At 69.5% G+C, this 23,757-nt stretch carries 22 protein-coding genes, 2 tRNA genes and 1 pseudogene; 10 read left to right on the top strand and 15 right to left on the bottom strand.

Features of this window, described 5'->3' with window-relative positions; genetic code table 11:
• Positions 1-31 precede the first annotated feature (31 nt).
• Both ACO2Q3_RS08895 and ACO2Q3_RS08900 read right to left on the bottom strand, forming a co-directional pair.
• Positions 32-1,522, bottom strand: a complete 1,491-nt coding sequence (locus tag ACO2Q3_RS08895; RefSeq protein ID WP_423306206.1) for a TolC family outer membrane protein — start codon at positions 1,520-1,522, stop codon at positions 32-34.
• A gap of 197 nt (positions 1,523-1,719) precedes the next feature.
• Complete coding sequence (locus ACO2Q3_RS08900) at positions 1,720-2,289, bottom strand: protein-L-isoaspartate O-methyltransferase family protein (protein ID WP_423306207.1); 570 nt, start codon at positions 2,287-2,289, stop codon at positions 1,720-1,722.
• A 132-nt stretch (positions 2,290-2,421) separates the two neighbouring features.
• Here ACO2Q3_RS08900 and ACO2Q3_RS08905 point away from each other — a divergent pair.
• Positions 2,422-2,495: transfer RNA gene (locus ACO2Q3_RS08905), tRNA-Cys, on the top strand.
• 89 nt (positions 2,496-2,584) lie between these two features.
• Here ACO2Q3_RS08905 and ACO2Q3_RS08910 read toward each other — a convergent pair.
• From ACO2Q3_RS08910 to ACO2Q3_RS08925, 4 genes and pseudogenes are all read right to left on the bottom strand, one after another.
• Positions 2,585-3,322, bottom strand: a complete 738-nt coding sequence (locus ACO2Q3_RS08910) for a DUF2971 domain-containing protein (RefSeq protein ID WP_423306208.1) — start codon at positions 3,320-3,322, stop codon at positions 2,585-2,587.
• 160 nt (positions 3,323-3,482) lie between these two features.
• Complete coding sequence (locus ACO2Q3_RS08915; protein WP_423306946.1) at positions 3,483-4,391, bottom strand: hypothetical protein; 909 nt, start codon at positions 4,389-4,391, stop codon at positions 3,483-3,485.
• 132 nt (positions 4,392-4,523) lie between these two features.
• Positions 4,524-4,691: pseudogene (locus ACO2Q3_RS08920) on the bottom strand (SEC-C metal-binding domain-containing protein); the annotation flags it as partial.
• A 567-nt stretch (positions 4,692-5,258) separates the two neighbouring features.
• Positions 5,259-5,714 (bottom strand): DUF6130 family protein, encoded by a 456-nt coding sequence (locus ACO2Q3_RS08925; protein WP_423306209.1) that lies wholly within the window; start codon positions 5,712-5,714, stop codon positions 5,259-5,261.
• Positions 5,715-6,053: 339 nt separating this feature from the next.
• On the opposite strand from ACO2Q3_RS08925, the gene ACO2Q3_RS08930 reads away from it, so the two are divergent.
• Together ACO2Q3_RS08930 and ACO2Q3_RS08935 are read left to right on the top strand one after the other, a co-directional pair.
• Positions 6,054-7,133 carry an NAD(P)H-dependent flavin oxidoreductase gene (locus ACO2Q3_RS08930; protein ID WP_423306210.1) on the top strand — a complete coding sequence of 360 codons (1,080 nt, stop codon included), beginning with the start codon at positions 6,054-6,056 and terminating at the stop codon, positions 7,131-7,133.
• 33 nt (positions 7,134-7,166) lie between these two features.
• Complete coding sequence (locus ACO2Q3_RS08935; RefSeq protein ID WP_423306211.1) at positions 7,167-8,117, top strand: LysR family transcriptional regulator; 951 nt, start codon at positions 7,167-7,169, stop codon at positions 8,115-8,117.
• 4 nt (positions 8,118-8,121) lie between these two features.
• Here ACO2Q3_RS08935 and ACO2Q3_RS08940 read toward each other — a convergent pair whose 3' ends face one another.
• Both ACO2Q3_RS08940 and ACO2Q3_RS08945 read right to left on the bottom strand, forming a co-directional pair.
• On the bottom strand, positions 8,122-8,394 hold the full coding sequence (locus ACO2Q3_RS08940; protein ID WP_423306212.1) for a tautomerase family protein: 273 nt from the start codon (positions 8,392-8,394) through the stop codon (positions 8,122-8,124).
• 20 nt (positions 8,395-8,414) lie between these two features.
• Positions 8,415-9,128 carry an SDR family NAD(P)-dependent oxidoreductase gene (locus tag ACO2Q3_RS08945; protein WP_423306213.1) on the bottom strand — a complete coding sequence of 238 codons (714 nt, stop codon included), beginning with the start codon at positions 9,126-9,128 and terminating at the stop codon, positions 8,415-8,417.
• Between the two features lie 257 nt (positions 9,129-9,385).
• Between ACO2Q3_RS08945 and ACO2Q3_RS08950 the strand changes: the two genes are divergently transcribed.
• Positions 9,386-10,144 (top strand): hypothetical protein, encoded by a 759-nt coding sequence (locus ACO2Q3_RS08950; protein ID WP_423306214.1) that lies wholly within the window; start codon positions 9,386-9,388, stop codon positions 10,142-10,144.
• Between the two features lie 29 nt (positions 10,145-10,173).
• Here the strand turns inward: ACO2Q3_RS08950 and ACO2Q3_RS08955 are convergent, their stop codons facing one another.
• The 5 genes from ACO2Q3_RS08955 to ACO2Q3_RS08975 form a co-directional block, all read right to left on the bottom strand.
• Positions 10,174-10,698 (bottom strand): GNAT family N-acetyltransferase, encoded by a 525-nt coding sequence (locus ACO2Q3_RS08955; protein WP_423306215.1) that lies wholly within the window; start codon positions 10,696-10,698, stop codon positions 10,174-10,176.
• 74 nt (positions 10,699-10,772) lie between these two features.
• Positions 10,773-12,839, bottom strand: coding sequence for a M13 family metallopeptidase (locus tag ACO2Q3_RS08960; protein ID WP_423306216.1), 2,067 nt, complete (start codon positions 12,837-12,839; stop codon positions 10,773-10,775).
• Between the two features lie 144 nt (positions 12,840-12,983).
• Positions 12,984-15,584 (bottom strand): TonB-dependent receptor domain-containing protein, encoded by a 2,601-nt coding sequence (locus tag ACO2Q3_RS08965; protein ID WP_423306217.1) that lies wholly within the window; start codon positions 15,582-15,584, stop codon positions 12,984-12,986.
• 137 nt (positions 15,585-15,721) lie between these two features.
• Positions 15,722-16,678, bottom strand: a complete 957-nt coding sequence (locus ACO2Q3_RS08970) for a hypothetical protein (protein WP_423306218.1) — start codon at positions 16,676-16,678, stop codon at positions 15,722-15,724.
• Positions 16,645-17,580, bottom strand: a complete 936-nt coding sequence (locus tag ACO2Q3_RS08975) for a tetratricopeptide repeat protein (protein WP_423306219.1) — start codon at positions 17,578-17,580, stop codon at positions 16,645-16,647. The genes ACO2Q3_RS08970 and ACO2Q3_RS08975 overlap by 34 nt, the downstream gene beginning before the upstream one ends.
• A 272-nt stretch (positions 17,581-17,852) precedes the next feature.
• On the opposite strand from ACO2Q3_RS08975, the gene ACO2Q3_RS08980 reads away from it, so the two are divergent.
• A tRNA-Asn gene (locus ACO2Q3_RS08980) sits at positions 17,853-17,928 on the top strand.
• 321 nt (positions 17,929-18,249) lie between these two features.
• Positions 18,250-20,322 carry a glycoside hydrolase family 65 protein gene (locus ACO2Q3_RS08985; RefSeq protein WP_423306220.1) on the top strand — a complete coding sequence of 691 codons (2,073 nt, stop codon included), beginning with the start codon at positions 18,250-18,252 and terminating at the stop codon, positions 20,320-20,322.
• Between the two features lie 9 nt (positions 20,323-20,331).
• On the opposite strand, the gene ACO2Q3_RS08990 is transcribed toward ACO2Q3_RS08985, so the two are convergent.
• Positions 20,332-20,505, bottom strand: a complete 174-nt coding sequence (locus tag ACO2Q3_RS08990) for a hypothetical protein (protein WP_423306221.1) — start codon at positions 20,503-20,505, stop codon at positions 20,332-20,334.
• A 194-nt stretch (positions 20,506-20,699) separates the two neighbouring features.
• Here ACO2Q3_RS08990 and ACO2Q3_RS08995 point away from each other — a divergent pair, with 194 nt between their 5' ends.
• From ACO2Q3_RS08995 to ACO2Q3_RS09005, 3 genes are all read left to right on the top strand, one after another.
• Positions 20,700-20,918 (top strand): hypothetical protein, encoded by a 219-nt coding sequence (locus tag ACO2Q3_RS08995; RefSeq protein ID WP_423306222.1) that lies wholly within the window; start codon positions 20,700-20,702, stop codon positions 20,916-20,918.
• 107 nt (positions 20,919-21,025) lie between these two features.
• Positions 21,026-22,006 (top strand): ATP-dependent DNA ligase, encoded by a 981-nt coding sequence (locus ACO2Q3_RS09000; protein WP_423306223.1) that lies wholly within the window; start codon positions 21,026-21,028, stop codon positions 22,004-22,006.
• A 57-nt stretch (positions 22,007-22,063) separates the two neighbouring features.
• Positions 22,064-22,561 (top strand): DUF421 domain-containing protein, encoded by a 498-nt coding sequence (locus ACO2Q3_RS09005; protein ID WP_423306224.1) that lies wholly within the window; start codon positions 22,064-22,066, stop codon positions 22,559-22,561.
• 16 nt (positions 22,562-22,577) lie between these two features.
• On the opposite strand, the gene ACO2Q3_RS09010 is transcribed toward ACO2Q3_RS09005, so the two are convergent.
• Positions 22,578-23,114 carry a hypothetical protein gene (locus ACO2Q3_RS09010; RefSeq protein ID WP_423306225.1) on the bottom strand — a complete coding sequence of 179 codons (537 nt, stop codon included), beginning with the start codon at positions 23,112-23,114 and terminating at the stop codon, positions 22,578-22,580.
• A gap of 119 nt (positions 23,115-23,233) precedes the next feature.
• On the opposite strand from ACO2Q3_RS09010, the gene ACO2Q3_RS09015 reads away from it, so the two are divergent.
• Positions 23,234-23,755: a CinA family protein gene (locus ACO2Q3_RS09015; RefSeq protein WP_423306226.1), complete on the top strand. Its 522-nt coding sequence runs from the start codon at positions 23,234-23,236 to the stop codon at positions 23,753-23,755.
• Positions 23,756-23,757 lie beyond the last annotated feature (2 nt).

Here is a 23,757-nt window from a genome sequence, read left to right on the forward strand (position 1 = left end):
TGCCCAGTGGCCTGGCGGCGCCTGAGCCGGCCTAGGGTTTGGCCGGGGCCCCGAGCGCGGGAACCACCTGGCCCTCCGGCGACGGCGCGGGCCGTTCGATCACCCGCGGCGCGGCGACGTGGTCCAGCGCCTCGACGGCCGGCTCCCACGGGGTCCAGCCGAAGCTGTGGCGCACCTTGTCGAAGTTGGCCTTGGGATCGTAGGTCGCCGCATCGGGGGCGAACACCTTGACGTCCAGCGCCCCCATCGCCGCCAGCACCGCCGCGCCGGAGACGTATTCGTCGTGCCGGGCGGTGACCAGGGCCAGCTCGGCGTTGCGCAGCTCCTGTTCCTGGTTCAGCACGTCCAGCGTCGTGCGCAGGCCGACCGATTCCTCCTGCTTGATGCCCTCGTAGGCCACCCCGGCCGCCCGCACCTGCTCCTCGTTGGACAGCACGTTGGCGCGCGAGCCGAGCAGCTGGTTCCAGGCCTGGGACACGTCCAGCAGCACCTGCCGGCGCGCCGCCTCGATGTTGATCCGGTCGGCGTTGTTGCGCTCGGCCGCCTGGCGGATCTGCGACTGGGTCTGACCGCCGGTGAACAGCGGCATGGTCACCACCGCCGAGCCCTGGATGTTGTGCGAATAGTCGGCGAACGGACTGGCCGTGCCGAAGCCCAGGCCGCCGTAGCCGAAGGTGCCGCGCAGGTCGACGCTGGGCCGGGTCTGCGCCTTGGCCTCGGCCACCCGCGCGGCGCTGCTCTGTTCGGTATAGTCCTGCTGGCGCATCAGCGGGTTGTTGTGCTCGGCGGCGTCGAACGCCTGGTCGACGGTCGGCGGGATCAGGCGCGCGATCGGCGGCTCGGCCGCCAGGTCTCCCGGGTTCTGCCCCACCACCGAGGCATAGCCGGACCGGCTGATCGCCAGCTGCGCCTGCGACGAGGCCAGCGAGGCCTGGGCGGCCGCCAGGCGCGCCTCGGTCTGGGCCACGTCGGTGCGGGTCACCTCGCCGGCGTCGAAGCGGGCCTTGGATTCTTCCAGCTGGCGCACCAGCACGGCGACGTTCTCCTGGCTGATGGCCAACCGCTGCTGGTCGCGGCGCACGTCCAGGTAGGCGCCGACCACGCTCTGCAGCACCTGGATCTCGGCGCGTCGCAGATTCTCGCGCCCGGCCAGCACGTCGGCCTCGGCGGCGCTGACCTGGCTGGACACCCGCCCGCCCGTGTACAGCGGCTGGTCGATGCTCAGGGAGACCCCGGCGGTGCTGTTGTCGAACGAGCCGAATTGGTTGGTCAGCTGGCGGCTGATGGTGGCCTGCACGTTGGCCGTGGGCCGAAAGCCGGTGCGGGCCTGCACATAGGTCTCGTCCAGCGCCCGCTGGGTGGCCCGCTGCGCCTGCAGGGTCGGATTGGTCTGGTAGGCCAGGGCGATGGCGTCGCCCAGGGTCTCCGCCGCCGCCGCCCCGCCGAGCGCCGCCAGCACCAGCGCGCCGACCGCAACGCCTGCAATCCTTGTCAGGCGTCCCTGGCGAGACCTTGCGACCATGATGTCCCCCGACGATCCCCGCGTGCCGTTCCGCTACCGCGTGTCGTCCGCTATAGGGCGCCGCGCCGCCGCCCGGCTAGCCTCGGGGGATTAAGCTTTCGTCACGTCTTCCGCGATGCGCGGCGCCGGCACAGCCTGCGGACGAGCCCGTCATCGGCCCGCGTCCTGCCGGCGAGAATCCCCGCGCGTGCGGGCGCTTAGAAGCTGAAGCCTTCCAGCGCCTCGAAACCGGCCAGCAGCGGCGGCGTGGAATCGAACAGCGCGCGCGAGCCGACGCCTTCGTCCGAACGCAGATAGAGCATCGCCCGGCCGACCGGCCCGCGACGCTCCACCACGCCCAGCCGCCCGCCCATGGCCAGGGCCGCGGTCCAGCTCGCCGGCGCCTGGTCGACCGCGCCCTCGCAGACGATCAGGTCGAACGGGCCGGCGACGGCCTTCAGGTCGCCCTCGTCCAGGCGCGTAACCGTCAGGCCCATCGCCTCCAGCACCGCGGCGGCATAGGGCGCGGCGATCGCCAGGGCGGTCTCGCCGGCGCGCGGGCGCAGCGCCTGCAGCAGCTTGGCCACGTCGCGCGGCTTCAGCATCCAGCGGCCCGGCGCGTACTCAACCTCGCTGTCGGCATAGGCCAGCCAGGCCTTGCCCGGCGGGCACAGCGCCTCGCGCGCCACGTGGCGCATGGCGTCCTGGATCGCCAGATCGGTGACATCCTGGGTGCGGACCTGGCTTTCCACCATGTTGGTCCGCGCGGCCGCGAAATCGGCGCTCATCACTATCCCCGCAAGCCGAAAGAGTCTGGCCGCTTATAGGTCCCGGCTTAACCTCAACGCAATCCGCGCCTGTCATTGATCCGGCCATTGCCCGGACGGCGCGCTTCTGTTAGCCATCGCGCCCTCCAAAGCGGCCTGGTGGCGGAGTGGTGACGCAGCGGACTGCAAATCCGCGCACCCGAGTTCGATTCTCGGCCAGGCCTCCAAACTTTTCAGACAGTTAGAAGAGATTAGCGAAGAGCGACTACGGGTCGTCAGCGTTTCGTCAGTTGCCGCGCAGAATCGAACGGCCGGATCACGCTCGGTAAGGAACCTGCGAGCTTCTCGTTGATGAGCACGCAGCCTGCCGCGAGAGGAACATCGCCATCGAGCGCACCGAGAGATTCATCGTAGGGGTGGGGCCGACGCACAGCTGGGCCATCTCAACTCGGCCGTCTTGGTGCTTCGGCAACCCAAACTCCAGGTAGGGTACGAGCATCGAAGCGCCGGCCCGATACTGGATTGGCGGCAAGACGTAGTTGCTTAGCGGCGGCGAAACGATCCGCCACTCCTGCTCTTCCGAGAAGGCCGGGTTCTTCATCAAGGCTGCGACAGTGAGGATCGCAGGCAAGAACTCCTCGAAGCTGTCGTAGTATGACTGCTTGGCATGCCTTTTGGGCGATGGGCCGGCTTCCCTGGCTGCCGCAATCACTGCATTGGCGGTTTCGTAGGCGATCTCCAGCTGCTCACGGACCGCATAGATGCACCGGCCGAGCAGAAACGACTGTGCCGAGGTGGCCTGAAGGATGCGGCTGGGGTTGAAGCCCAGGCTGACGCCCTGTCCGGGCGGACAATAGCCCCGCCACTGGCTGAGCAAGTCGCCGTTCTCCGTGAAAGAGGCAGCGAATATCAAGTGCCCGTCTTGAAAACGCTGGCTGAGCCAGTTTTCGAGCTGTTTCTCAATCTGCCCTAGTACATCGTCCTTTGATAGTCGGAGACGCACGACGTCGTTGAGAAGTCGGGCGAAATGCATCAACTCAGCAACGTCGTTCATATGGCGCGCCTCGCTCACCCAAAGCACGCCGCTGTTGACGATCCCGAGAAGACCCTGGAGCGAGGTGCAGTGAAACAGCGTGCAGGTAGGCTGTTGCCCGTAGAGCTTCTGAATAAGCGGGTCGAGCGTTGCCAGCGTTGGCCCCTTTCTAAAGTGTCAGCTAGAGCCAATTGGCTGATCGGACACCGGCTTCAATGCGGAACGGTGAGGTTCCAACAGACAGATTACCGGGAGCCGGGTCGGTCTCGAAGCCCCCCATCGCCAGAAGATCACAGATACCGGACTGCGCCTGCGGATCGAAGGCTTCCCACCACCTCGGCTTGAGGTGCGTGTTCTCGATGTAGGCGAACGCGAGAACCGCCGCGGCCGTCGCCTTGTCGGCGTCGGGCAGACCAGCGAAAGATTTCACGAAGGCCTCCGCGTTGCCATCGCCGTCGTCATGCCAGGCGAGGATGGCAAAGCTCTGCTCGCCACTGTAGATCAGCGCGAACGCCACGAAGTCGAGATCAGTTTCGAGAAGATTTTGAAGCGGCCGCCCATCAAATGTGTGGGTTGGGAAGAATGCCCCTGTTGCAACCAGCGGCAATCCACAGTCGAACTCCACGACATACATTCGAACCCCGGAATAGTCGCCACTGAGATAGGCCTTGTCGAGCTTCGCCTTCCATCTTTGGGCGTCTGCCAAGCCCATCTGCAGCCCCGTAAGCCGCGCGCTCACCAGTTGCTGGATCGCTGCCTGTTCTTCGAACGGCCGGCCAGCATCTGCGCCGGCAAGGGCTAGCTGCATCGATGAAATAGCCGCCATCTTGGTGTAGGTTTCATATGAGATTGCCCGGATCGAAAGGAGCAGAGCGGAAGTGGCGTTCAGCGGAACTGTGCCCTGCTCGATCGGCCGGAACAGGCTTCCGTCGTGCGCGTCGCAGAAGCCATTGAAGGTTGAGGCCTTCCGTATCCCCGTCAGTGCGGGAACGAGACGACCGCCCGTCGCGGCGAGGTGGTGAATTCCCTCCCTGCATGAGTACACATGGCCAGCTTCGGCAATTCTCGACAGGACGCCGAGGCGCTGCAATGTGTGGGCGCCGATGACCTTTCCGCATCCTTTCGGCGCCGCTGGGTGAAGGCAGACCTTCTCAGAGAAGGACTTCCTCAAATGGGCAGTGGCCTGGAAATAGTTCAGCCTGGTGTCGTCCTGGCGGCCACGGTGGCAATGCTTCCATTTCCGGCCGGAGCCGCACCAGCAGGGCTCATTCGGTCGCATTTTTTGCTGCGGTCGGAGCGGTGGAGGAAAGTTGACTGCGCGCGCCATATTTCGGCATGTGGTGCGTGGTGCGCGTGCCGTCCAGACCGTTGCCCCGCGCGCATGCTGCATTATCGGCAATTTCTTGAAGTGTTCGCCAAGTCTTTGGAAGGTGAGTTGATCGCCCAGGCCGCCCGTCGGCGCGATGACTGACTAGGCGGCCTCCTGCGAGGCCGGCTAAGGCCCCAGCGGCACACCATTACTTGCTGGCGACAACCGTTGCAGCAGCGTGCACAGCTCCATCAAATCGCTGTCGCTCAGATTGATCACTTTTCAGCCCGCCGCCCTGGCCCGGCGCGTCACCTCGATAAGAGACCTCATTCGTGGGTCCGCCTTGGCGTCCGCTAGGCGCGCGGAGAACCAAGCGTCTAGGTCATCGTCCACCGGGTGTCTGGCCCGCTCCAGGACCTCAATCCTATGTCGGGGGGTCATACAGGTTCCTCGCCTTCTCTAGGGCCGCCAACCGAGCCTCAGACGACCAGCAGCGCCGCGACGAACCGGAGAAGCTGAAGCGATCGGAGCCGGGACATAGCGGCACACCGCTACGCTAGTTTCCCGCATTCTCGCTACAGCGTTGTGCGGTTGATCGCCAATATCCTGAAAGCGCCAAGTCGGCGCCGCATCAGCGCGCCAAGTACCTCAATGCGCGTGAGGCGCGGCCGCGGGCACCACGAAGGTCACGGCCTGTCCCGCGACGACGTGGTGAAGGGGGTCGGCCAACTCGATCAGGATCTTGTGCTGGCCGGGCGGCAGCCCGACCACGATGATCGTATGGCTGTCGCCTGCGTCGGCCCAGTGCCAGGGCAGATCGTCGACGGTGACGTGCAGATGCCCGGCTCGCGGCGTCACGTTCACGGCCGCCGTCCCGAGAACCGGCAGGATGCGGAAGTTTTCCGTGCGGTACTGGATGACGGCGGCGCCCCGGGACAACGGCTCCGCCAGCGGCGGGTCAACAATCAGCCTGGCTGGGGGTTCGTTTTCGACCGGCTCCCATGGCGTGGCCCCGACGACATCCTTGGCGCTCTGGGCTGAGGCCTGGGTAACGAACAGGGCTCCAGCCGCCACGGCGACAAGCATCCGGGTGAGCAGGGTCATGACCGCGTCTCCATTCGGTGAATTCAATTGGCTCTGAACGCCCTGTGGGCGGCGCTCGTCTTGGACGATGCGGTCATGATTACTTTGGAGCGGCTCTTCGCATTTCAGCCACGGCCCCGTTGACGGCGGACAACAGGCGCGCGCCACGGCGGGACTGGCTGAACGAGCGGTGCGGATCGCGCCTGGCCTCAACCGCGACGCCGCCCGACTCTCCAGATGTTCAATCCGCCCGCCGCGTTCGGCCTATGCTGGCCGGTGCGCCGCGGTGTGGCGTGGGAAGGTCTGGAGATTCGCCGCCATGTTCGCGTCCGCCTGCGCCGCCGCCCGTGAGGCTGCACGATGAGCGCCCTGCTGGAGCGGCTGGGGATGTCGCTGCCGATCATCCAGGCGCCCATGGCGGGCACCTCGACGCCGCAGATGGCGGCGGCGGTGACCAACGCCGGGGGGCTGGGCTCGATCGGGGTCGGCGCGGTGAACGCCGCCGGCGCGCGCTCGATGATCGAGGCCACCCGGCAGGCCGCCGCCGGCGCGTTCAACGTCAACGTCTTCTGCCACCGGCCGGCCACCGCCGACGCGGCCCGCGAGGCCGCCTGGCTCGCGGCCCTGGCCCCGGTGTTCCGGCAGTTCGGCGCCGAGCCGCCGGCCGCGCTGCGGGAGATCTACACCAGCTTCCTCGCTGACCCGGACATGCTGGCGGTGTTCGAGGAAGAACGTCCGGCCGTGGTCAGCTTCCACTTCGGCCTGCCGCCGGCCGAGACCATCGCGCGGCTGAAGCGGGCGGGCATCGTGCTGTTCTCCAGCGCCACCAGCCTGGCCGAGGCGCAGGCGGCGCAGGCCGCCGGCATCGACGCCGTCGTCGCCCAGGGCTACGAGGCCGGCGGCCACCGCGGGGTGTTCGATCCCGAGGCGCCGGACGCCCAGCTGGGCGTGCTGGCGCTGACCCGGCTGCTGGTCGCCCGACTGGACCTGCCGGTGATCGCCGCGGGCGGGATCATGGACGGCGCAGGCATCGCCGCGGCGCTGGACCTGGGCGCCATGGCCGCACAGCTGGGCACCGCCTTCATCGCCTGCCCGGAATCCTCGGCCGATAAATATCATCGCGAGGCGCTGATGGGACCGGCGGCGACGGCCACCGAGATGACCGCGCTGATCTCCGGCCGCGCGGCGCGCTGCCTGCCCAACGCCTTCACCCGGCTGAAGGACGAAGCCCTGAAGGGCGTTCCCCTGCCCGACTATCCGATCGTCTACGACGCCGGCAAGGCGCTGGCGACCGCGGCCAAGGCCAAGGGCGACGGCGGCTACGGCGCGCAGTGGGCCGGCCAGGGCGCGCCCCTGGCCCGCAGCCTGCCGGCCGCCGAACTGGTCGCCGTGCTGGCGCGAGAGCTGGCCGCCGCCCGCGCCGGCGGCTCGGCCGACTGAGTCGGCGGCGCATCCGGGCGCGCCGAGGGGCAAATGGACCGCATCGAGGCCATGAAGGTGTTCGTCGCCGCCGTCGACCAGGGCAGCCTGGCCGGCGCCGGCCGCGCCCTGAAACGCTCGCCCGCGGCCGTCAGCCGGGCGATCGCCTTCCTGGAAGGTCACGTCGGCGCGCCGCTGCTGGCGCGCACCACCCGCGCCATGCGCCTGACCGACGCCGGCGAGCGCTACGCCGAGGCCAGCCGGCGCATCCTGGCCGAGCTGGAGGCCGCCGACAGCCTCGCCGCCGGCGCCCAGGCCGCGCCGCAGGGGATCCTCACCCTCAGCGCTCCGCCGGTGGCGGGCGAGACCGTGCTGCAGCCGATCGTCGAGGCGTTCCTGCACGCCTATCCGCAGGTGTCGCTGCGGCTGCTGCTGCTAGACCGGCACGTGGCCCTGGTGGACGAGGGGGTGGACGTCGCCCTGCGCATCGCCGAGCTGCCGGATTCGTCGCTGGTGGCGGTGAAGGTCGGGGCCGAGCTGCGCCGGGTGGTGGTGGCCTCGCCGGCCTATCTTGAGGCCCATCCGCCGATCGCGCGGCCGGCGGACCTGGCCGGGCATCGGATCATCGCCATGGCCAACTTCGGCATCGACCGCTGGGTGTTTCCGCCCGAGCCCGGCTCGACCGCCGCGCGGACCGTGAGCTTCTCGCCCCGGCTGGCGGTGAACACGGTCAGCGCCGCGGCGGCCGCGGCGGCGGCGGGGCTGGGTGTGACCCGGCTCTATTCCTTCCACGTGGCGGACAAGGTCCGCGACGGGGCGCTGCGCATCGTCCTGGCCGGCGACGAGCCGCCGCCGCAGCCGGCGCATCTGGTGGCCCAGCCCGCCAGCCTGACCACCGCCCGCACCCGGGCCTTCATGGACTTCGCCGCCCCCCGGCTGAGGGCGGCGTTCGCCCGGCTGGCGGACGAGGCGCTGCGGCTGCCCGCGCCCGGCCCCGCCGCCTGAGGCGTCAATCCGCGGGCGGCGGACCCGCCTCCCCGGCCGCCTTCGCCGCCGCCTCGGCCCGCTGTCGGCGGAACTCCAGCGCGGGCAGCCCGCCCCAGCCCCAGTTGTCGGGGTCGACCTCCTGGATGGTGACGAAGGTGGCGTCCAGCGGCTTGCCCAGCACCTCCAGCAGCAGCTCGCTGACGCCCTTGATCAACCGGGCCTTCTCCTCGGCGGTGACCGAGGTGCGGCCGGGGCCGGAGCCCTCGCGGGTAGTGATGATGTTGACGATCGGCATGGGGGGATCCTTGCTGCGGGCTACCAGTGGCCGGCCGACTGGCCGCCGTCGACGTGCAGGATCTCGCCGGTCACGAACGGCGCGTTCTCCAGGTAGAGCACCCCGCGCACCACGTCCTCGATCTCGCCCATGCGCCCGACGGGGTGCAGCGGCGCCAGGCTGGCGTGGGTCTCCGCCGGATGCATCGGCGTCTTGATCACCCCCAGCGCCACCGCGTTCACCCGCAGGCCCCGCGCGGCGTACTCGATGGCCAGCGACTTCGTGGCCGCGTTCAGGCCGCCCTTGGTCAGCGAGGCCAGCACCGAGGGCACGCCATTGATCGGCTGGTCGACCAGGCTGGTGCTGATCTGCACCACGTGGCCGGAGCCCTGCGCCTCCATCCGGCGAATCGCCGCCTGGGTGACGTTGAAGAAGCCGGCCAGGTTGACGCCGATGTTGGCCGCCCAGTCCTCGGCGGTGAAGGCGGTGAACGGCTTGGCGGTGAAGATGCCGGCGTTGTTGACCAGGGTGTCGATGCGGCCGAACCGCGCCACGCCCTCGGCGATCACCCGCTCGGCCACCGCCGGATCGGCGACGTCGCCGGCCACCGCCAGCACGTCGGGATCCTCCGACGGCCGGATCGACCGGGAGTTGGCGACCACCCGCCAGCCGGCGGCGCGATAGGCGCTGACCAGCGCCGCGCCGATGCCCTGGGAGGCGCCGGTGATCACGGCGACCTTGATGGGAGTGCTCATCGATTTCCTCGTTTCATCTGTGGCCCGGCGGCCCCGATGGCGCGTCGTGTCGAGGCGGAAGGTGGGGCGCGGCCGCGCCCCCGCGTAGCGCCGTCGCCCGGGCGACAGCCTCTCGCGGATCGCAACAATGGCGAGGCTGAGCCGGCGCCGATTGCACCGGGAAGGCCGATTTTCGCCGGGACCCACCGCAATCGCTTGCCTCGCCGCGGGCTCTCGCCGAATGCTGTTACCTGAAACAGTGCGGGAAAGGTGCGGACATGGCGGAGATCACGGCGGCGGGACGTGGGGCGACCATCGGACGCTGGCGCAACGGGGGCCTGCTGGCCGCCGCAGCCGCGCTGGCGCTGGGCGGCTGCAACTTCCTGCACCGGCCGACGGTGGAGGAACAGGCCGACAAGATCGCCACCATCAAGGTGCTGCACCAGTACTATCCGGAACAGTACCAGCAGGTGATCGCCATGCTGAAGGCGACCCCCGCCCCCAGCGGCGCCACGGCCCAGGCCAGCGTCGAGGATCGCGTGCGGCCGGTGATCACCAGCCTGATGGCGCGCCAGGCCCCCAAGATGAACGACGAGAACACCCTGGCCCTGTTCCAGCTGACCGTGGACGAGGCCCAGACCATGCGCCAGAAGTCGCCGGAACAGTGCGGCAAGAACCTCACCGGCGGCGGCCAGTTCGGCGTCACCGCCGAGAGCGTGATGACCAAGGACGAGATCGAGCGCGACGCCGCCCTCTCGGCCAAGATCCTGGAGCAGACCGCCACCGCCCCCGCGCCGCCGCCCCCGCCGATGGACCAGGCGGCAAGCACGGCGCTGGTGCGCCAGAGCATCTCGCGCCTGCCGCAGGCGACGCAGGACAACCTGATCCCGATGCTGCGCGCCGGCGGCCACCCCTCCGGCGCCCTGCAGGAGGCGGCAATGTGCGACTACACCATCTCGCTGATCCAGCTGATGCTGGCCCAGCCCAAGGATAAGGCCGCACCGATGCTGCGCAACATGGCCGCGATGGGCGGCTAGCGGCGAAGCTCGAGCCTCGGCCGCCCAGGCTAGAGGGTCTTCTCCAGCACCACGAACGCCAGGTCGTCGCGCCGCGGCGCGCCGAAGCGGTGGTCCTCGTACGGGAATGGCCGCGTCTCTCCGGTCAGGGCGTAGCCGCGCCGCTGATACCAGGCGATCAGGGTGTCGCGCACCTGCACCACGGTCATGCGGATGCGCCGGGCCCCCTGCCCCGCGGCGTAGGCCTCAGCGGCCTCCAGCAGTTCGCGGCCCAGGCGGCGGTCCTGCAGGTCCGGGCGGACGGTGAGCATGCCGAGGTACCAGACGCCGGCCTCCGCCGGCTCCAGCCAGACGCAGGCCAGCAGCGGCCCGTCCGCCACCTCGCGATGGATCAGCAGCATGGCCTCGGGATTCGCCGCCAGGTCGGCGCGCAGCGTGGCGGCGTCGGTGCGCTGGCCGGCGATGTAGTCGGCCTCGTGCGTCCAGCCGGCCTTGGCGCCGTCGCCGCGATAGGCGCTGTTGACCAGGGCGGCGACGTCGTCGAGGTCGGACTCGAGGGCGGGAGTCAGGATCATCCCCGCCCTAAAGACACCTCCCCGCTCGCGGGAAAAGCCCTTTTTGCGGGCTCCGCCCCTGCAAGATCAGGGTCCTACCAGATCAGGGCCCGGTCGCCCGGCGCCAGGTACAGCCTCTGGCCCGGCTTGACGTCGAAGGCGGCGTACCAGGCGTCGAGGTTGCGCACCGTCTCGGCCCGGAAGTTGGCCGGGGCGTGGCCGTCGGTCAGCACCTGGCGGCGCAGGGCCGGCTCGCGCGCCTTGTAGCGCCACACCTGGGCGAAGGCGAGGAACAGCCGCTGGTCGCCGGTCAGCCCCTGGATCACCGGCGCCGGCTTGCCGCCCAGCGACACCTGGTAGCCGTCGTAGGTGGCGCACAGCCCGGCCACGTCGGCGATGTTCTCGCTGAGCGTCTGATGGCCGTTGACGTGCAGGCCGGGCAGCGCCTCGTAGCCGTCGAACTCCGCGGCCAGCCGGTCGCCCGACGCCTTGAAGTGGGCGAAGTCGGCCGGCGTCCACCAGTTGGCCAGCCGACCGGTCTCGTCGAACTGGCTGCCCTGGTCGTCGAACGAGTGGCTGATCTCGTGGCCGATGGTCGAGCCGATGCCGCCGTAGTTCAGCGCCGGGTCCGCGGACGCGTCGAAGAACGGCGGCTGCAGGATCGCGGCGGGGAAGTTCAGGGCGTTCTGCAGCGGCAGGTTCACGGCGTTGACGGTCTGCGGCGTCATCCACCACTCGGACTTGTCCACCGGCCGGCCGATCTTGCCGACGGCATAGTGGTAGGTGGCCAGTTCGGCCCGCTCGCGGTTGCCCAGGGCGTCGCCCTTGACCACGTTGAGGTCGCCGTAGCCGCGCCAGTGCTCCGGATAGCCGACGCCGATGTACAGGGTCTTCAGCTTGGCCTGCGCCTTGGCCTTGGTCTGCGGCGACATCCAGGCCAGCCGGTCGATGCGCTTGGAGAAGGCGGCGACGATGTTGGACACCATCGCCTGGGCGTCCGCCTTGGCCTTGGCGGGGAACCACTTGGCCACATAGAGCTTGCCCACCGCGTCGCCGAGGGCGCCGTTGGTGGCGTCCACCGCCTGCTTCCAGCGCGGCCGCGGCTGCGGCGAGCCGTTCAGGGCCTTGCCGTAGAAGGCAAAGCCCTCGTCGCGGAAGGCCTTGGGCAGCACGCTCCAGTTCTCGTCGAGGGCCTGGTAGGTCAGGTAGGCCTTCCAGGCGTCCAGAGGCTGGCTGGCGACCAGGGCCGCCTCGCCCTTCACCGCTCCGGGCTGCCAGCTGACCAGGCTTCCGGCGCCGGAGAGCCCCGCGGCCTGGAAGAACGCCGGCCAGTCGAGTCCCGGCGCGCGGCTGGCGAACTGGCCCACCGGCCAGGGGCCGGCGACCTTGTGCACGTCCTCGGAGTCGCCGCGGCTGGCGTGCGCCCGGGCGATCCGGGTCTCCAGGTCATAGACCTGCGCGGCCTTGGCGTCGGCGTCCGGCACGGCGGCCAGGGTCAGCACCTTGGCGATGTGCGCCCGATAGGCCTGCTGGTAGGCGACCATCTTCGGGTCGGTCGACAGGTAGTATTCGCGGTCCGGCATGCCCAGGCCGCCCTGCATCAGGTAGGCGGCGTTGGTTCCGGCGTCGGCGAAGCCCGGCGAGACCCACAGGCCGAACAGGTTCTCGGTGTGGAAGTTGGTGGCGTTCAGGGCGTCGGTGTCGGCGCGCACCGTGGCGCCCAGGGCCCTGGCCAGGGCCGTGCGGTCGTTGATCGCGGCGATGGCGTCGAGGCGGGGCTTGATCGGCGCCAGGCCCCTGGCGTCGATCGCCGCCTCGTCCAGGTAGCTGTCGTAGTAGTCGCCGATCTTGCGCGACTCCGAGCCCGCCGCCGCGTCCGAGGCGGCCGCCGCCTTGATAATGTCGGCGGTGCGCTGGTCGGTCAGCTCGGCCAGGCTGGCGAACACGCCATAGGTGGAGCGGTCGGGCGGGATCTCGGTGGTCTTCACCCAGGCGCCGTTGGCGTAGGCGAAGAAGTCGTCGCCGGGGGAGACGCTCTTGTCCATGCCGGCCAGGTCCAGGCCATGCGCCTGCGCCTGAGAAGGCTGAGCCTGGTCGTGGCGGCTGCAGCCCGCCAACAGCGCGACGGCGGCGGCGGCCACCGTGATCGTCCTGAACGCCATGCGATTTTCCTCCACTTTGCGCATGGTCGTAGCCGCATTTCCTCCACCTCAGCAACAAGCATGCGGCAGACCGGGCCTGAATGGCAAAAACCCGGCGGAGCGCGAGCTCCGCCGGGTCTGTGGGGCCAAGGCCGCCCCGTTCGGCTAGTAGCGAACCTTCAGCCCCACGAAGCCGAAGCGGCCGATTTCGTCGTACACGCTCGGGCTGACGGTCGGATACGGCGGCGCCGAGTCGGTGATGTTGTTGATCCCGGCGCGGGCCTGGATCCTGGGGGTGATGTCGTACGAGACGTTGAAGTCGTGGGTGTAGTAGTTGCCCACGCTAAGCGGGTAGCGGTTCTCGATGGTGAAGGTGCGGTTGTACAGCGACGACGACAGGTAGTGCATGGTCCACGAACCGTGGAACTTGCCGACCGCGTAGCGTACGTCGAGCTCGTCGTTCCAGCGCGGAATGCCCACCGTGCCCTCGGTGTCCGCCAGGTCCGCCCCGGCGCCCAGCACCGACTCTGCAGGCGGCGGGTCTGGAACATGCGCAGTGTGGCCCCGATGTGGCCCGGCATTCTCCAGCTGCTTGAACAGCGGCACCTGGTTCACGTCGGTTTCATAGTTGATGACCACCGAAACCCCGGCAAACCTGGTGTAGCCCGCGTTGACGAAGCCGGACTGGAACGCTGTGATCTGGCCCTGATTGTCGCGCGTGAAGCGGCTGCAGGCCGGACCACCGGCGGGGCCGTCGTAGCAGGTCTGCAGAATCTGGCTGAGCGTGAAGCTGGAGATCGCCCCGGTCAGATCGATGTGCACATAGTCAGCCGACACGGTCAGGTTCGGGATGAACCGTGGGCTGAGCACGATGCCATAGGTCCAGGAATGGCCGATCTCGTTGCGCAGTTGCGGATTGCCGCCGGTGGTGCCCTGCACCGTCGCCACCTGCACGTTCGACGTCAGCTGGTAGTTCGCCGGCAGGCCAAGCGCCTGGAAGGCGGCCTGACAGTTGGCCGTCCGCGTCGACGGGCTGGGGCCGGAGCTGATGTTGGACTTGTCGCACGGGTCGGTGGCCGTGGAGAACAGGCTGGACGTCGGAAGGAACAATTCGGTGATCGCCGGCGCCCTGAACGTCTGGCTGCGGCTAGCCCGCAGGCTGACACCCTTGTACACCTCGAGGCTGCCGCCGTACGTCCAGGCGACGTCCTTGCCGGTCAGCGAATTGTCCACCCAGCGATAGGACGCGTTCAGCTCGCCGGACCGGAAGCCGTAGGGCAGGCTGAAGCTGCCGCCGAAGACGGGGATGCGGGTCTCCAGATAGACTTCCTTGGTGTCGTACTTGCCGATCACCTTGGCGATCGCAACGGAGCGGCCGACGCCGTTCAGAGCGTTGTCGTTCGGCAGGAACTTGGACTGCTCCCAGCGGTATTCCGCGCCCGCGTTGAACGACCACGGCCCCGCCGGCAGTTTCCACACATCGCCGCCAAAGTTGGCCTCGACGTCGCGCTGCAGCAACACGAGATCGTCGCGGAAATCGGCGAAGATGTAGTCCTTGGCCGCCTGGCTCGAGGCGTTGTAGCCGAACAGATTCAGTGGCTTGCAGCCCTGGGCCAGGGGGTCCGTGGAGTTGGTCAGGGAGACCGCGCAGACGATGTTGCCCGACCCATCCTTCACCGCATTGAACGCGTAGGCGAACTTGGTCTGGTTGATGCTCGGCTGATCGAAGAAGCCCCAGGTGCGGCCCTGGCTGACGGCCACGTTCCAGCGGAAGTTCCGATCCCAGGTGCGGAAGTCGCCCTCCAGGTTCAGCGCCAGATCATAGCTCTTGGTCTGCGAGACCACCGCGTTGCGGCCGACGAGGTCCGTGGAGCCACGCGCGAGGTAGAACGTCTGCTGGCCCGGCGCGGCAGCCTGCAGGGCGGCCACGGTCGCGCTCGGCAGGAACGGGTTGTTGATGTTGAACGCCAGATTGCCCGAGACGCCGCCGAACAGGCCGGAATTGTAGATCGGCTGGTTGGTGGGCTCGGTGGAATCGTAGCCGGTAAAGAAGGCCTGGCCGTGCAGGCGCACGTGCGGCGAGATCTCCCAGCGGCCGATCAGGGTCACCAGCTTGCGATCAAGCGGCGTTTCGAGCGAGGTCAGCGGCGCCAGGCTCAGCCCTTGCCCGCCGGCAGCGACGGACGCCTGATAGAAGGTGCCGGGATCATACGGCGCCAGCAGGCTGCCGGACGTCAGCTGGGCCTTCACCGTCTGTCCGGGATGCGCCGGGTCGGGGATGGTGACCAGCTGGGACAGGCTGATGGAGTTGGACTTATAGATCAGGCCGCCCTGCGTCAGTTCCGGAATGGTGCGCGGGGTGATGACGATCTGGGATGGGATGCCGTCGCTCGAGCTGGTGTTGAGCGGGTTGGCGGCGAAGGTGTACTGAGCGGCCGACCACGGCCGCTGGGTGTAGTCCAGCGCAGCCGTCTTGTTCCACTCGAAGTTCATGGCCAGATTCAGCCGGCCGTCGAAGAAATCGTGGCCGACGGAGAGACGCACCCGGTAGTCCGGATAGTCGTGGCGGCTGGAGTTGCCGTACTGGGCGTCGGCTTCGACGCCCTCGTACTTGTCCTTCAGAATGATGTTGATCACGCCCGAGATGGCGTCCGAGCCATACACGGAGGCGCCGGTCGCCTGCACCACGTCGATCCGGTCGATGAAGGCCGTGGGGATGGCGTTCAGGTCGACCTGCCCGCCCGGCGGTTGCACCAAAACCGTCACGCCTTCACACCCATGATGGGTTTGCGGCAAGTTTGATGCGCGCCCGCCGAGTCGCGAAACGCGCCTTCGTGTCAGCGATTGTTACAGAGCCCCTTGCCGGGGCGACGCGATCCCGGCGGCGTGCGGCGGTCGCGCGGCTACCGAGCCGCCGCGCCCGGCCACGCGCTCGGAGTGTAAAGCGAGCGGGGTTCGTCCGCCCTCAACGCGGCCTGCAACGCCAGGCTGTCCACCAGCCACGCCAGCAATAGTGACCTCGCGTGCGCGGATTCGCCGGACCGAATCCGGTCGTCGGCCAGCTGCAGGTCACGGGCCGAACCGGCGATAGCGCCAGCATCCCCCGCCAGGGCCGCGCCCGGATACCGCTCCGCAATCAGGCCCAGCTGGGCGCGGGCTGCGACGGTCATGACCCGAGCCGTCGCCGGATCATTGCGGCCGAGAGCGGCCAGCGCAGCCCGCACGGCGCGTCGCGCCCCGTCGACGCCGGCCGACGACGTCACCGGCTCCGGCCCCTTCGAGGCGCAGACCGCAGGGTCCATCGCCCGCACATAGTCGGCCAACCCCTGGAGCACCGCCGGCGGCGGCTCCGCCCCGTCGAATTCCTCGGTCACCAGGCCGTGGATGAAGCCCTCCAGCGCCCCGGGCGCGCTCTGGCTGACCTTCAGCGCGGCCTTCGGGCCGCCCAGGTCGGGAATCGGCTTCGGGTTGTCGATGCCATCGCCACGATGCGAGCTGAACAGCGAATCGGTGACGTCGGCCGTCCCCGGCGCCCCGGAAACCCCAGGGAAGTCGAAGTCCGGGTTGGTGCGCCCGTTGCGGTGGCAGGTCTCGCACGCCACCCCGGCCCGCGCCGCCTGGCCGCCCAGCAACAGGGGCGAGCGGAACGCCGCGCGCCCGAGCTCGACGCTGTAGGCCGTGTCCGCGTCGGCCGGCGCCCGCAGGCACTCGGGCGGCTGCCGGGTGAGGATGCGCGCGGCGTCCGCCCCGGGCGCCAGCCAGCGCATGGCGCGCAGCGGCGGCGCCGCAGGCCCGGCGGCGACCAGCAGCAGCCCGGCGGCGCCGATCAGGACGCCGGGTCGCCGCCGTGGTCGATCCACCGCCGCAGGTCCTCCGCCTCGGCGCAGCCGAAGCTGCAGGCCTGATCCAGGGTCGCCAGCATGCGCCGCGCGCCGGCCATGTCGCCCCGCACCACCTTCAGCTCTCCATAGTATTCGGTGGCCCCGCGGTGGCCGGGGGCGATCGCCAGCGCCTCCTGGTAATAGGCCTCCGCCTGGTCCAGCCGCCCGAGCTTGCGCGAGACATAGCCCTTGTAGGTGAGGATGTCGGGGTGCGGACCGAACGCCTTCTGCGCCTCGTCGAGCGAGGCCAGGGCGTCGGCGAACCGGTGCTCGTTGATCAGGCTGACCGCCCGCACATAGGCCGCATCGCCCTGGTCGGTGGTGGCGAAGATAAGGCCGCCCGAAGGCGTCGCCATCGCCGCCGGCGCGCCGCCCGCCAGGGCCGCCTGCACGGCGTCGATGGCGGCCTTCAGGTCGGCCGCCTCCGGACAGGCGTTGTTGCAGGTCGTCGCGCGCGCCTTCAGGGCGTCAAGCTCGGCGCCGGCCTTGGCGCTGTCCTTCAGGCGGGCGTAGGTCAGCGCCAGTTCCTTGTGCGGCGCGACCGGCGCGGGATCCAGCTTGACCGCGCGCTGGTAGGCCTTGCCGGCGCCCTTCACATCGTTCGCGCCCGCCCTGGCCAGGCCCAGCATGTACCAGGCGTTGGCGTCGCGCGGCTGGGCGTCGGTGACGTGCTCGAAAGCGTTGGCGGCGTCACGGTACTTGCCCGCCTGCAGCGCCGCGGTCCCGGTCTGGTATTCCTGCACCGGATCGTACTCCGGGGCCGAGGCGCTGGGCATGCCGCCGCCCCCGCCCCCACCGCCGCCCATCGCGCCGGCCGGCGCGGCCTGCAGCAGCGCCAAGGCGGCCGTCGCGCACGCCGCCATCAACAGCTTCCTGGACATGACCATTGCTCCCTTCACGCCCCTCGCCGGCAGTATGGCCGAGCTGCGCTTGCGTGTCATTCCCTTGCACGCAAGTGATTGGTCGGGCCCGCAATCCGCGCGCCGTTAACCTTCGGCTAACCATACCGCCGCAGCATGATCATCGTCTTCCTTGAAGACACCCCACCATCACCGACTTCTCAAGCCCGGCCTCGCGCCGGGCTTTTTTTCCGAGGCGCTTGCGCTCCCCGCGAAGCCAGCTTACAAGCCGCTTCCTTCCGCGAGCGGCCTGATCCTCGGTAGCTCAGTTGGTAGAGCAGCCGGCTGTTAACCGGCTGGTCGCAGGTTCGAGTCCTGCCCGAGGAGCCACTTTAGGTGGTTAAGGCGTTGAAATTGCTGAAGAAATACACAAATTCCCAAAGACGCCCCTGCATTTACCCTAACAGTTTGGCGCGACGTCGGCAGATATTTTAACACGGCAACGGATCAACTTCCGGGGCGCAGGCCGACGCGATATGCCCCTGACGGCGGGTGATCGTTTCGGTAGCGACGTGCGTGAAGGCATGTCGTCGTCTGCTTGCGACCATCCCAGACAATCAACGGCGTTTTGCCGATTCGGCGACGGAACACCGAATGGCCGGCCGGGTTGCAGGACGAGGGCCGCCTCCGGCCCCGCGCCGAGGATGGTCCATGAGCGGCCCCGTAAGTCCACCTGTTGTCACCGGCGAAGGCGAGCGGGAGCTGCCGGCCTATGTCAGTAACGGCCTGATCGGGCTGCGCGTGCGGTCCGTTCCGCTGACGCCCGGCATGGCCCTGGTCAGCGGCTACGCCGGCGAGCATCCGGAACGCAGAATCGAGGCCGCGGCCATCGCCCCCTATCCGCTTGCCGGAGACATCGCCCTCAATGGCGTCTGGCTCTCCGACGTCCTTCAATCCGTACGCGACCTCCAACAGGGCTACGACTTCGCCTGCGGAGAGTTGACTAGCCGCTTCACCATGCGGGCGGAAGACCGGGAAGCGACATGCGAAGTCCTGACCTTCGCCAGCCGCGAGGACCCGACCCTGGTGTGCCAGGAGGTGTCGCTTCAGGTAAACGGCGCCTGCGACGTCCAGATACGCGCCGGCGTTGACGTGGCCGGCGTCGGCGGCCGCGCATTGCGGCGCATGCGCGAGACGCCCGGCGAACCCGAGCCGGCTTGCGATGGCGCCCTGCTGTGGGAGAGCCCCGGCGGCCTAGGAACCGTCGGCTGCGCCTATGTGACGGAGGTCCTCGGCGGCCGCGCACCGGGCTCCAATCCGGTCCGCCCGGCCCTCGCGGGTGATCGCCTGATCACCACCTACGCCTTTCGCGCCGCCAAGGGGGTGCGATATCGCCTCCGACAGATCACCAGCCTCGTCCCCAGCGCCATGCACAATCAGCCGGACCATCAGGCGGCGCGGATGGCGGCCAAGGCCCGGTTCGACGGCTTCGATGCGATCCGCCAGGAAAGCCGGGCGGCCTGGGCCGAACTCTGGAAGGGTCGCATCCGCCTGGTCGGGGCGGGCCAGCGGTGGCAGGCCCTCGCGGACGCGGCGTTCTTCTATCTGAATGCCTCGGTCCACCCGTCGTCCCCCGCCTCGACCTCGATCTTCGGCTTGGCGACCTGGCACGACTATCACTACTATTATGGCCACGTGATGTGGGACATCGAGGCCTTCGTCACGCCGGTGCTTTCGCTGGTGCAGCCCAAGGCCGCCGAGGCGATCCTCGACTACCGCTTTCGATGCCTGCCCGCCGCCCGGCGGAACGCCCAGTTGATGGGACGGCGCGGCGTACAGTTTCCCTGGGAAAGCGCCCCTTCGAGCGGCGACGAGGTCGCGCCTCTGCCGGCGACGGCGGCCTGGCACGAGGATCATGCCTCGCTGGATGTCGCCCACGCCTTTGCGCTCCACGCCGCCGTGACCGACGACCGCGAGTTCCTGCGCCTGCGCGCCTGGCCGGTGCTGGCCGGGGTCGCCGAATGGATGACGGTGCGGGCGCGCAGGACCGCTGACGGCTACGCCATCGAAGCGTCGATGGGCATCGCCGAGCGCGAGCAACCGGTGGACAACGCCGCCTACACCAACATGGCGGCGGTCGTGGTGCTGGCGGAAGCCGCCCGGACAGGCGACCGTCTGGGCTACGCCGTCGACCCGCTCTGGCGGGAGATCGCCGCGACCATGGCCCTGCCCCGCCGCGGCAAGGTCGTGGTGTCGCACGACGGCTTCCGCATCGACGAGGAGAAGGGCGCGACCCCGGACCCTCTGATGGGGCTTTGGCCGGTCGGCTATCGCCTGGCGCCGGCCGAGGAACAGGCCACGCTCGACTTCTATCTCGCCCATGCCGAGAGCTACATCGGCAGCCCGATGCTGTCGGCGCTATATGGGGTCTGGGCCGCCCGGGCCGGCGACCGGGCCAAAGCCCTGAAGCTGATGGAAGAAGGCTATGCCGCCTTCGCCCACGACCGCTTCACCCAGATCCTGGAATACCGGCGCGACCGGTTTCCCGAACAGCCCGTGGCCGGGCCCTTCTTCGCCAACATGGGCGGCTTCCTGAGCGGCCTGCTGACCGGCTTCGCGCGTCTGCGCATCGACGACGGCGACCCACAGGCGTGGGCCGGGCACGACGTCGTTCTGCCGGAGGGCTGGTCGGCGATCGAGGTCGATCGCGTCTTCGTCCACGGCCGGCCGATGCGCCTGACCGCGCGCCACGGAGAACGCGCGACGCTGACGCCCATCGACTGAGGGCTGGCGTCAGCGGTCGCCGCGATCGCCCTGTCCGGGCTTCGACCGGGTCTTGGCGGCGTGCTTCTGGTCGGCGGCGGACGATTTGCCGACGTCGACGCCGGACTTGAACCGTCCGTGCTCGTCCCGTCGCATGTAGAGCTTGTTGTCGCCGGTATCGATGAGTTCGCGCTTGGCTGTCATGGGGGTCTCCTGCCCCTAGAATCCTCCGAAGCGCCGCCCGGTTCCCGCCCGGTTCTCAACCCTCGTTCGGTCTCCCCGCCGCCGTGAAATCCGCTCCCGACACGCGCCAGCGTCGGCCTCCCGACACCTGGAACAGCTTGTCTTTCCTGGCGTTGCGAGCAGACCGCACCCCCGCGGCGAAGAGGAAAGCAACCATGGGCAACGACGCCAACAACGACCAGAACCGCCAGCCTCCGCAGCAGCCGGACAACACTCAGCGCCAGCAGCCCGGCCAGCAGAACCAGCAGGGCGGCCAGCAGCCGAAAGAAGGCGGCCAGGCGGACCAGCAGGGCCAGCGGATCGACACCGACAACGACGGCCGCACCCGCGACCCCAACGACAAGAGCCCCACCGACAACGGCGGTCGAGGCTGACCCCCCGATCGACGATCCGTCGTCGAACAGCAGAGGCCGGGAGCGATCCCGGCCTTTCGCCGTTGCGCCGCGGCGCATCGGAAAGCGGGTCGGGGCGTTTGCCCGGCATGCTCGGTGCGACGCCCATGGAAGCCAAGTCCCAGCCGGCCCTGCCCGACGGCGAGGGCTGGTGGTTCGAACCCAAGTGGGACGGCTTTCGCTGCCTGGCCTTTCGCCAGGGCGACGAGGTCGTGCTGCAGGCCAAGTCGGGCAAGCCCCTGACGCGCTACTTCCCCGAGGTCGTGGCGCGGCTCCGGACTGTCGACGCGCGCCGCTTCGCCCTGGACGGGGAATTGCTGGTGCGGTCGGGCGAGACCTGGTCCTTCGAGGCGCTCCAGATGCGCCTGCACCCGGCGGAGAGCCGGATACGCCGCCTCGCCGCCGAAACGCCCGCCGTGCTGGCCCTGTTCGACATGCTGCAGTCGCCGCGCGGCGAAGACCTGCGCGCCGCGCCATGGACGCGCCGACACAAGGCGCTGGACGCCTTTTGCGCCAGGCACGGGGACGCGGCGCTGACCCTGACTCCGGGGACCGACGATCGCGCCCTCGCCCAGGCGTGGCTCGACGAAGGCCGTCTCGAGGGCGTGGTGGCCAAGCGCATGGACGGCCCCTACCAGGAGGGCGAGCGGGCGATGATCAAGGTCAAGCTCGCCCGCACAGCCGACTGCGTGGTCGGGGGATTCCGATACGGAACGGGGAGCGACCTGGTCGGGTCGCTGCTGCTCGGTCTCTACGACGACGCCGGGCGCCTCAATCACATCGGCTTCACGGCCGGCATCCCTGCGGCCGACCGACCGGCCCTCACCCAGCGGCTCGAGGCGCTGAAGGGCGGCCCGGGATTCACCGGCGACGCGCCGGGCGGCCCCAGCCGCTGGTCCACCGAGCGCTCCGCGGCCTGGGTTCCGCTTAAGCCGGAGCTGGTGGCGGAGGTGGCCTTCGACCACGTGTCAGGCGGGCGGCTGCGTCATGGCGCCCGGTTCGTCCGCTGGCGGCCGGACAAGGCGCCGGCCCAGTGCCGCCTCGACCAGATCGCCTCATCCCTCGCCTGACGCCGCCGCGGGCTCGGACCGGCCGAACCCGGAGGTCTTCCCCGGCGTTGCGGTCGCATGGAGATGTTCCGCCAGCTGATCGGCCCGGACGATGGCGGCGCCTCGGCGCTGCAGCTGAGCGCCCGGGCCGTCATTCTGCTCATCTACGGCTTGGTCTGCATCCGGGTGGCCGGCCGCAAGACCTTCTCCCAGGCCTCGCCCCTCGACATTGTCGTGGCCGTCGTCGTGGGTTCGAACATCAGCCGCGCCATGACCGGCAAGGCGCCGTTCCTGGCCACCCTCGCCGCCACCCTGGTGTTGGTCTGCCTTCACCGTCTGCTGGCGATGCTGACCCTGCGGTGGACTCCGCTCGCCAGCTTGGCCAAGGCCCGCCCGACCCGGCTGATCGTAGAGGGTGTTCCCGACGAGGCGGCCATGGCGCGCCATGGGGTCAGCCGTGAGGATCTCCTGGAGGCCCTGCGGATGGAGCAGGTCGAACGCCTTGAGGACGTCAGGCTGGCCGTTCTCGAGGGTGGCGGCAAGATCAGCGTGCTTCCGCGAAAGCCTGCCTCGTGACGGACCTGAGTCGCCGTCACGCCTCGCCGCCGGCCTTGCGGTAGCGTCGCTTGGCGTCGGCGACGGCGCGTTCGGCTTTCCGGCGACGTCCGTCATGAGCCTTCGTGGCTGCGTGGATCGTCTCGTCGAGACGCCGGCGCTGGTCCTCAAGGCTTGCCTGCTCGGTCCGCCAGGCCTCTTCGATCGCCTGAAACGCACGCTCCGCGTCGTCGAGTTCGGTGCGGTCCGGCGGCGGGGGCGGCGGGGAAAGGTCGGCGGGGGGCGACTTGGCGCCGCCGGCCGCGCGGCGCGGCGGCGCGGCCGGGACCCGGGGCAAGGCGGTCGGCTCGGCTTCGAAGGGGACCTTGGCGCCGGCCGGCCGGCGCAGCACGACGCCGGGCCGGGCCAGAGCGGCCTCCACTGCCGCCGGATCGAGACTCTCGTGCGCCAACCCCTCGGCGAAGACATCCTGATGCACGCCCCAGGCCTCACGCGCGACGACGCGGCTCGGCGCGGCCACCACCGTCTCATGGAAGCCCAGGCGGGCCTCGAAGACCTTCAGCTTGCGCGCCATGATCCTGTCGACACTTGGATGGGCGGCGGAGCGGGGCGCCCGCGCCAGCCGTGCTTCGCCCTGTCTCGAAACGGCGGCCCCGCCCGCGCGTTCCTCGAATCCCCACCGCGGACGTCGCCATGACCGAGACCCTCTCCCCCGCCCTGCCCCCGGACATCGAAGCCGCCATCCCGCGCGTCCTGCGACGGGCTTTCGACCTGGGCCTCAGTCTCGTCACCGCCGAGAGCTGTACGGGCGGCCTGCTGGCGTCCGTGCTCACCGACGTCGACGGCCTTGGCCGGGTCTTCGAGCGGGGCTTCGTGGTCTATTCGCCCGAGGCCAAGCGCGACATCCTGGGCGTGCCGCAGGCGTTGCTCGACAGCGTCGGCCCGGTCTCCGAGCCTGTGGCCCGGGCCATGGCCGAAGGCGCCCTGGCGCGCAGCGAGGGCCACCTGGCGATCGCAGTGACCGGCTTCGCGGGACCCGCTGGGCCTGACGAGCCGCAGGGCCTGGTGCACTTCGCCCTGGCCACGCGGGGCGGGCCGACCGCCCATCGCCGCGCCCATTTCGGCAAGGTCGACCGCGGCGCCGGCCGCATCGCCTGCCTACGCACCGCGCTCGACTTGATCGAGCAGGTTCTGGCCACGCCGGCTGACCTCTGACG

The organism is Caulobacter sp. KR2-114 (assembly GCF_049446115.1).
Lineage (GTDB): Bacteria > Pseudomonadota > Alphaproteobacteria > Caulobacterales > Caulobacteraceae > Acaudatibacter.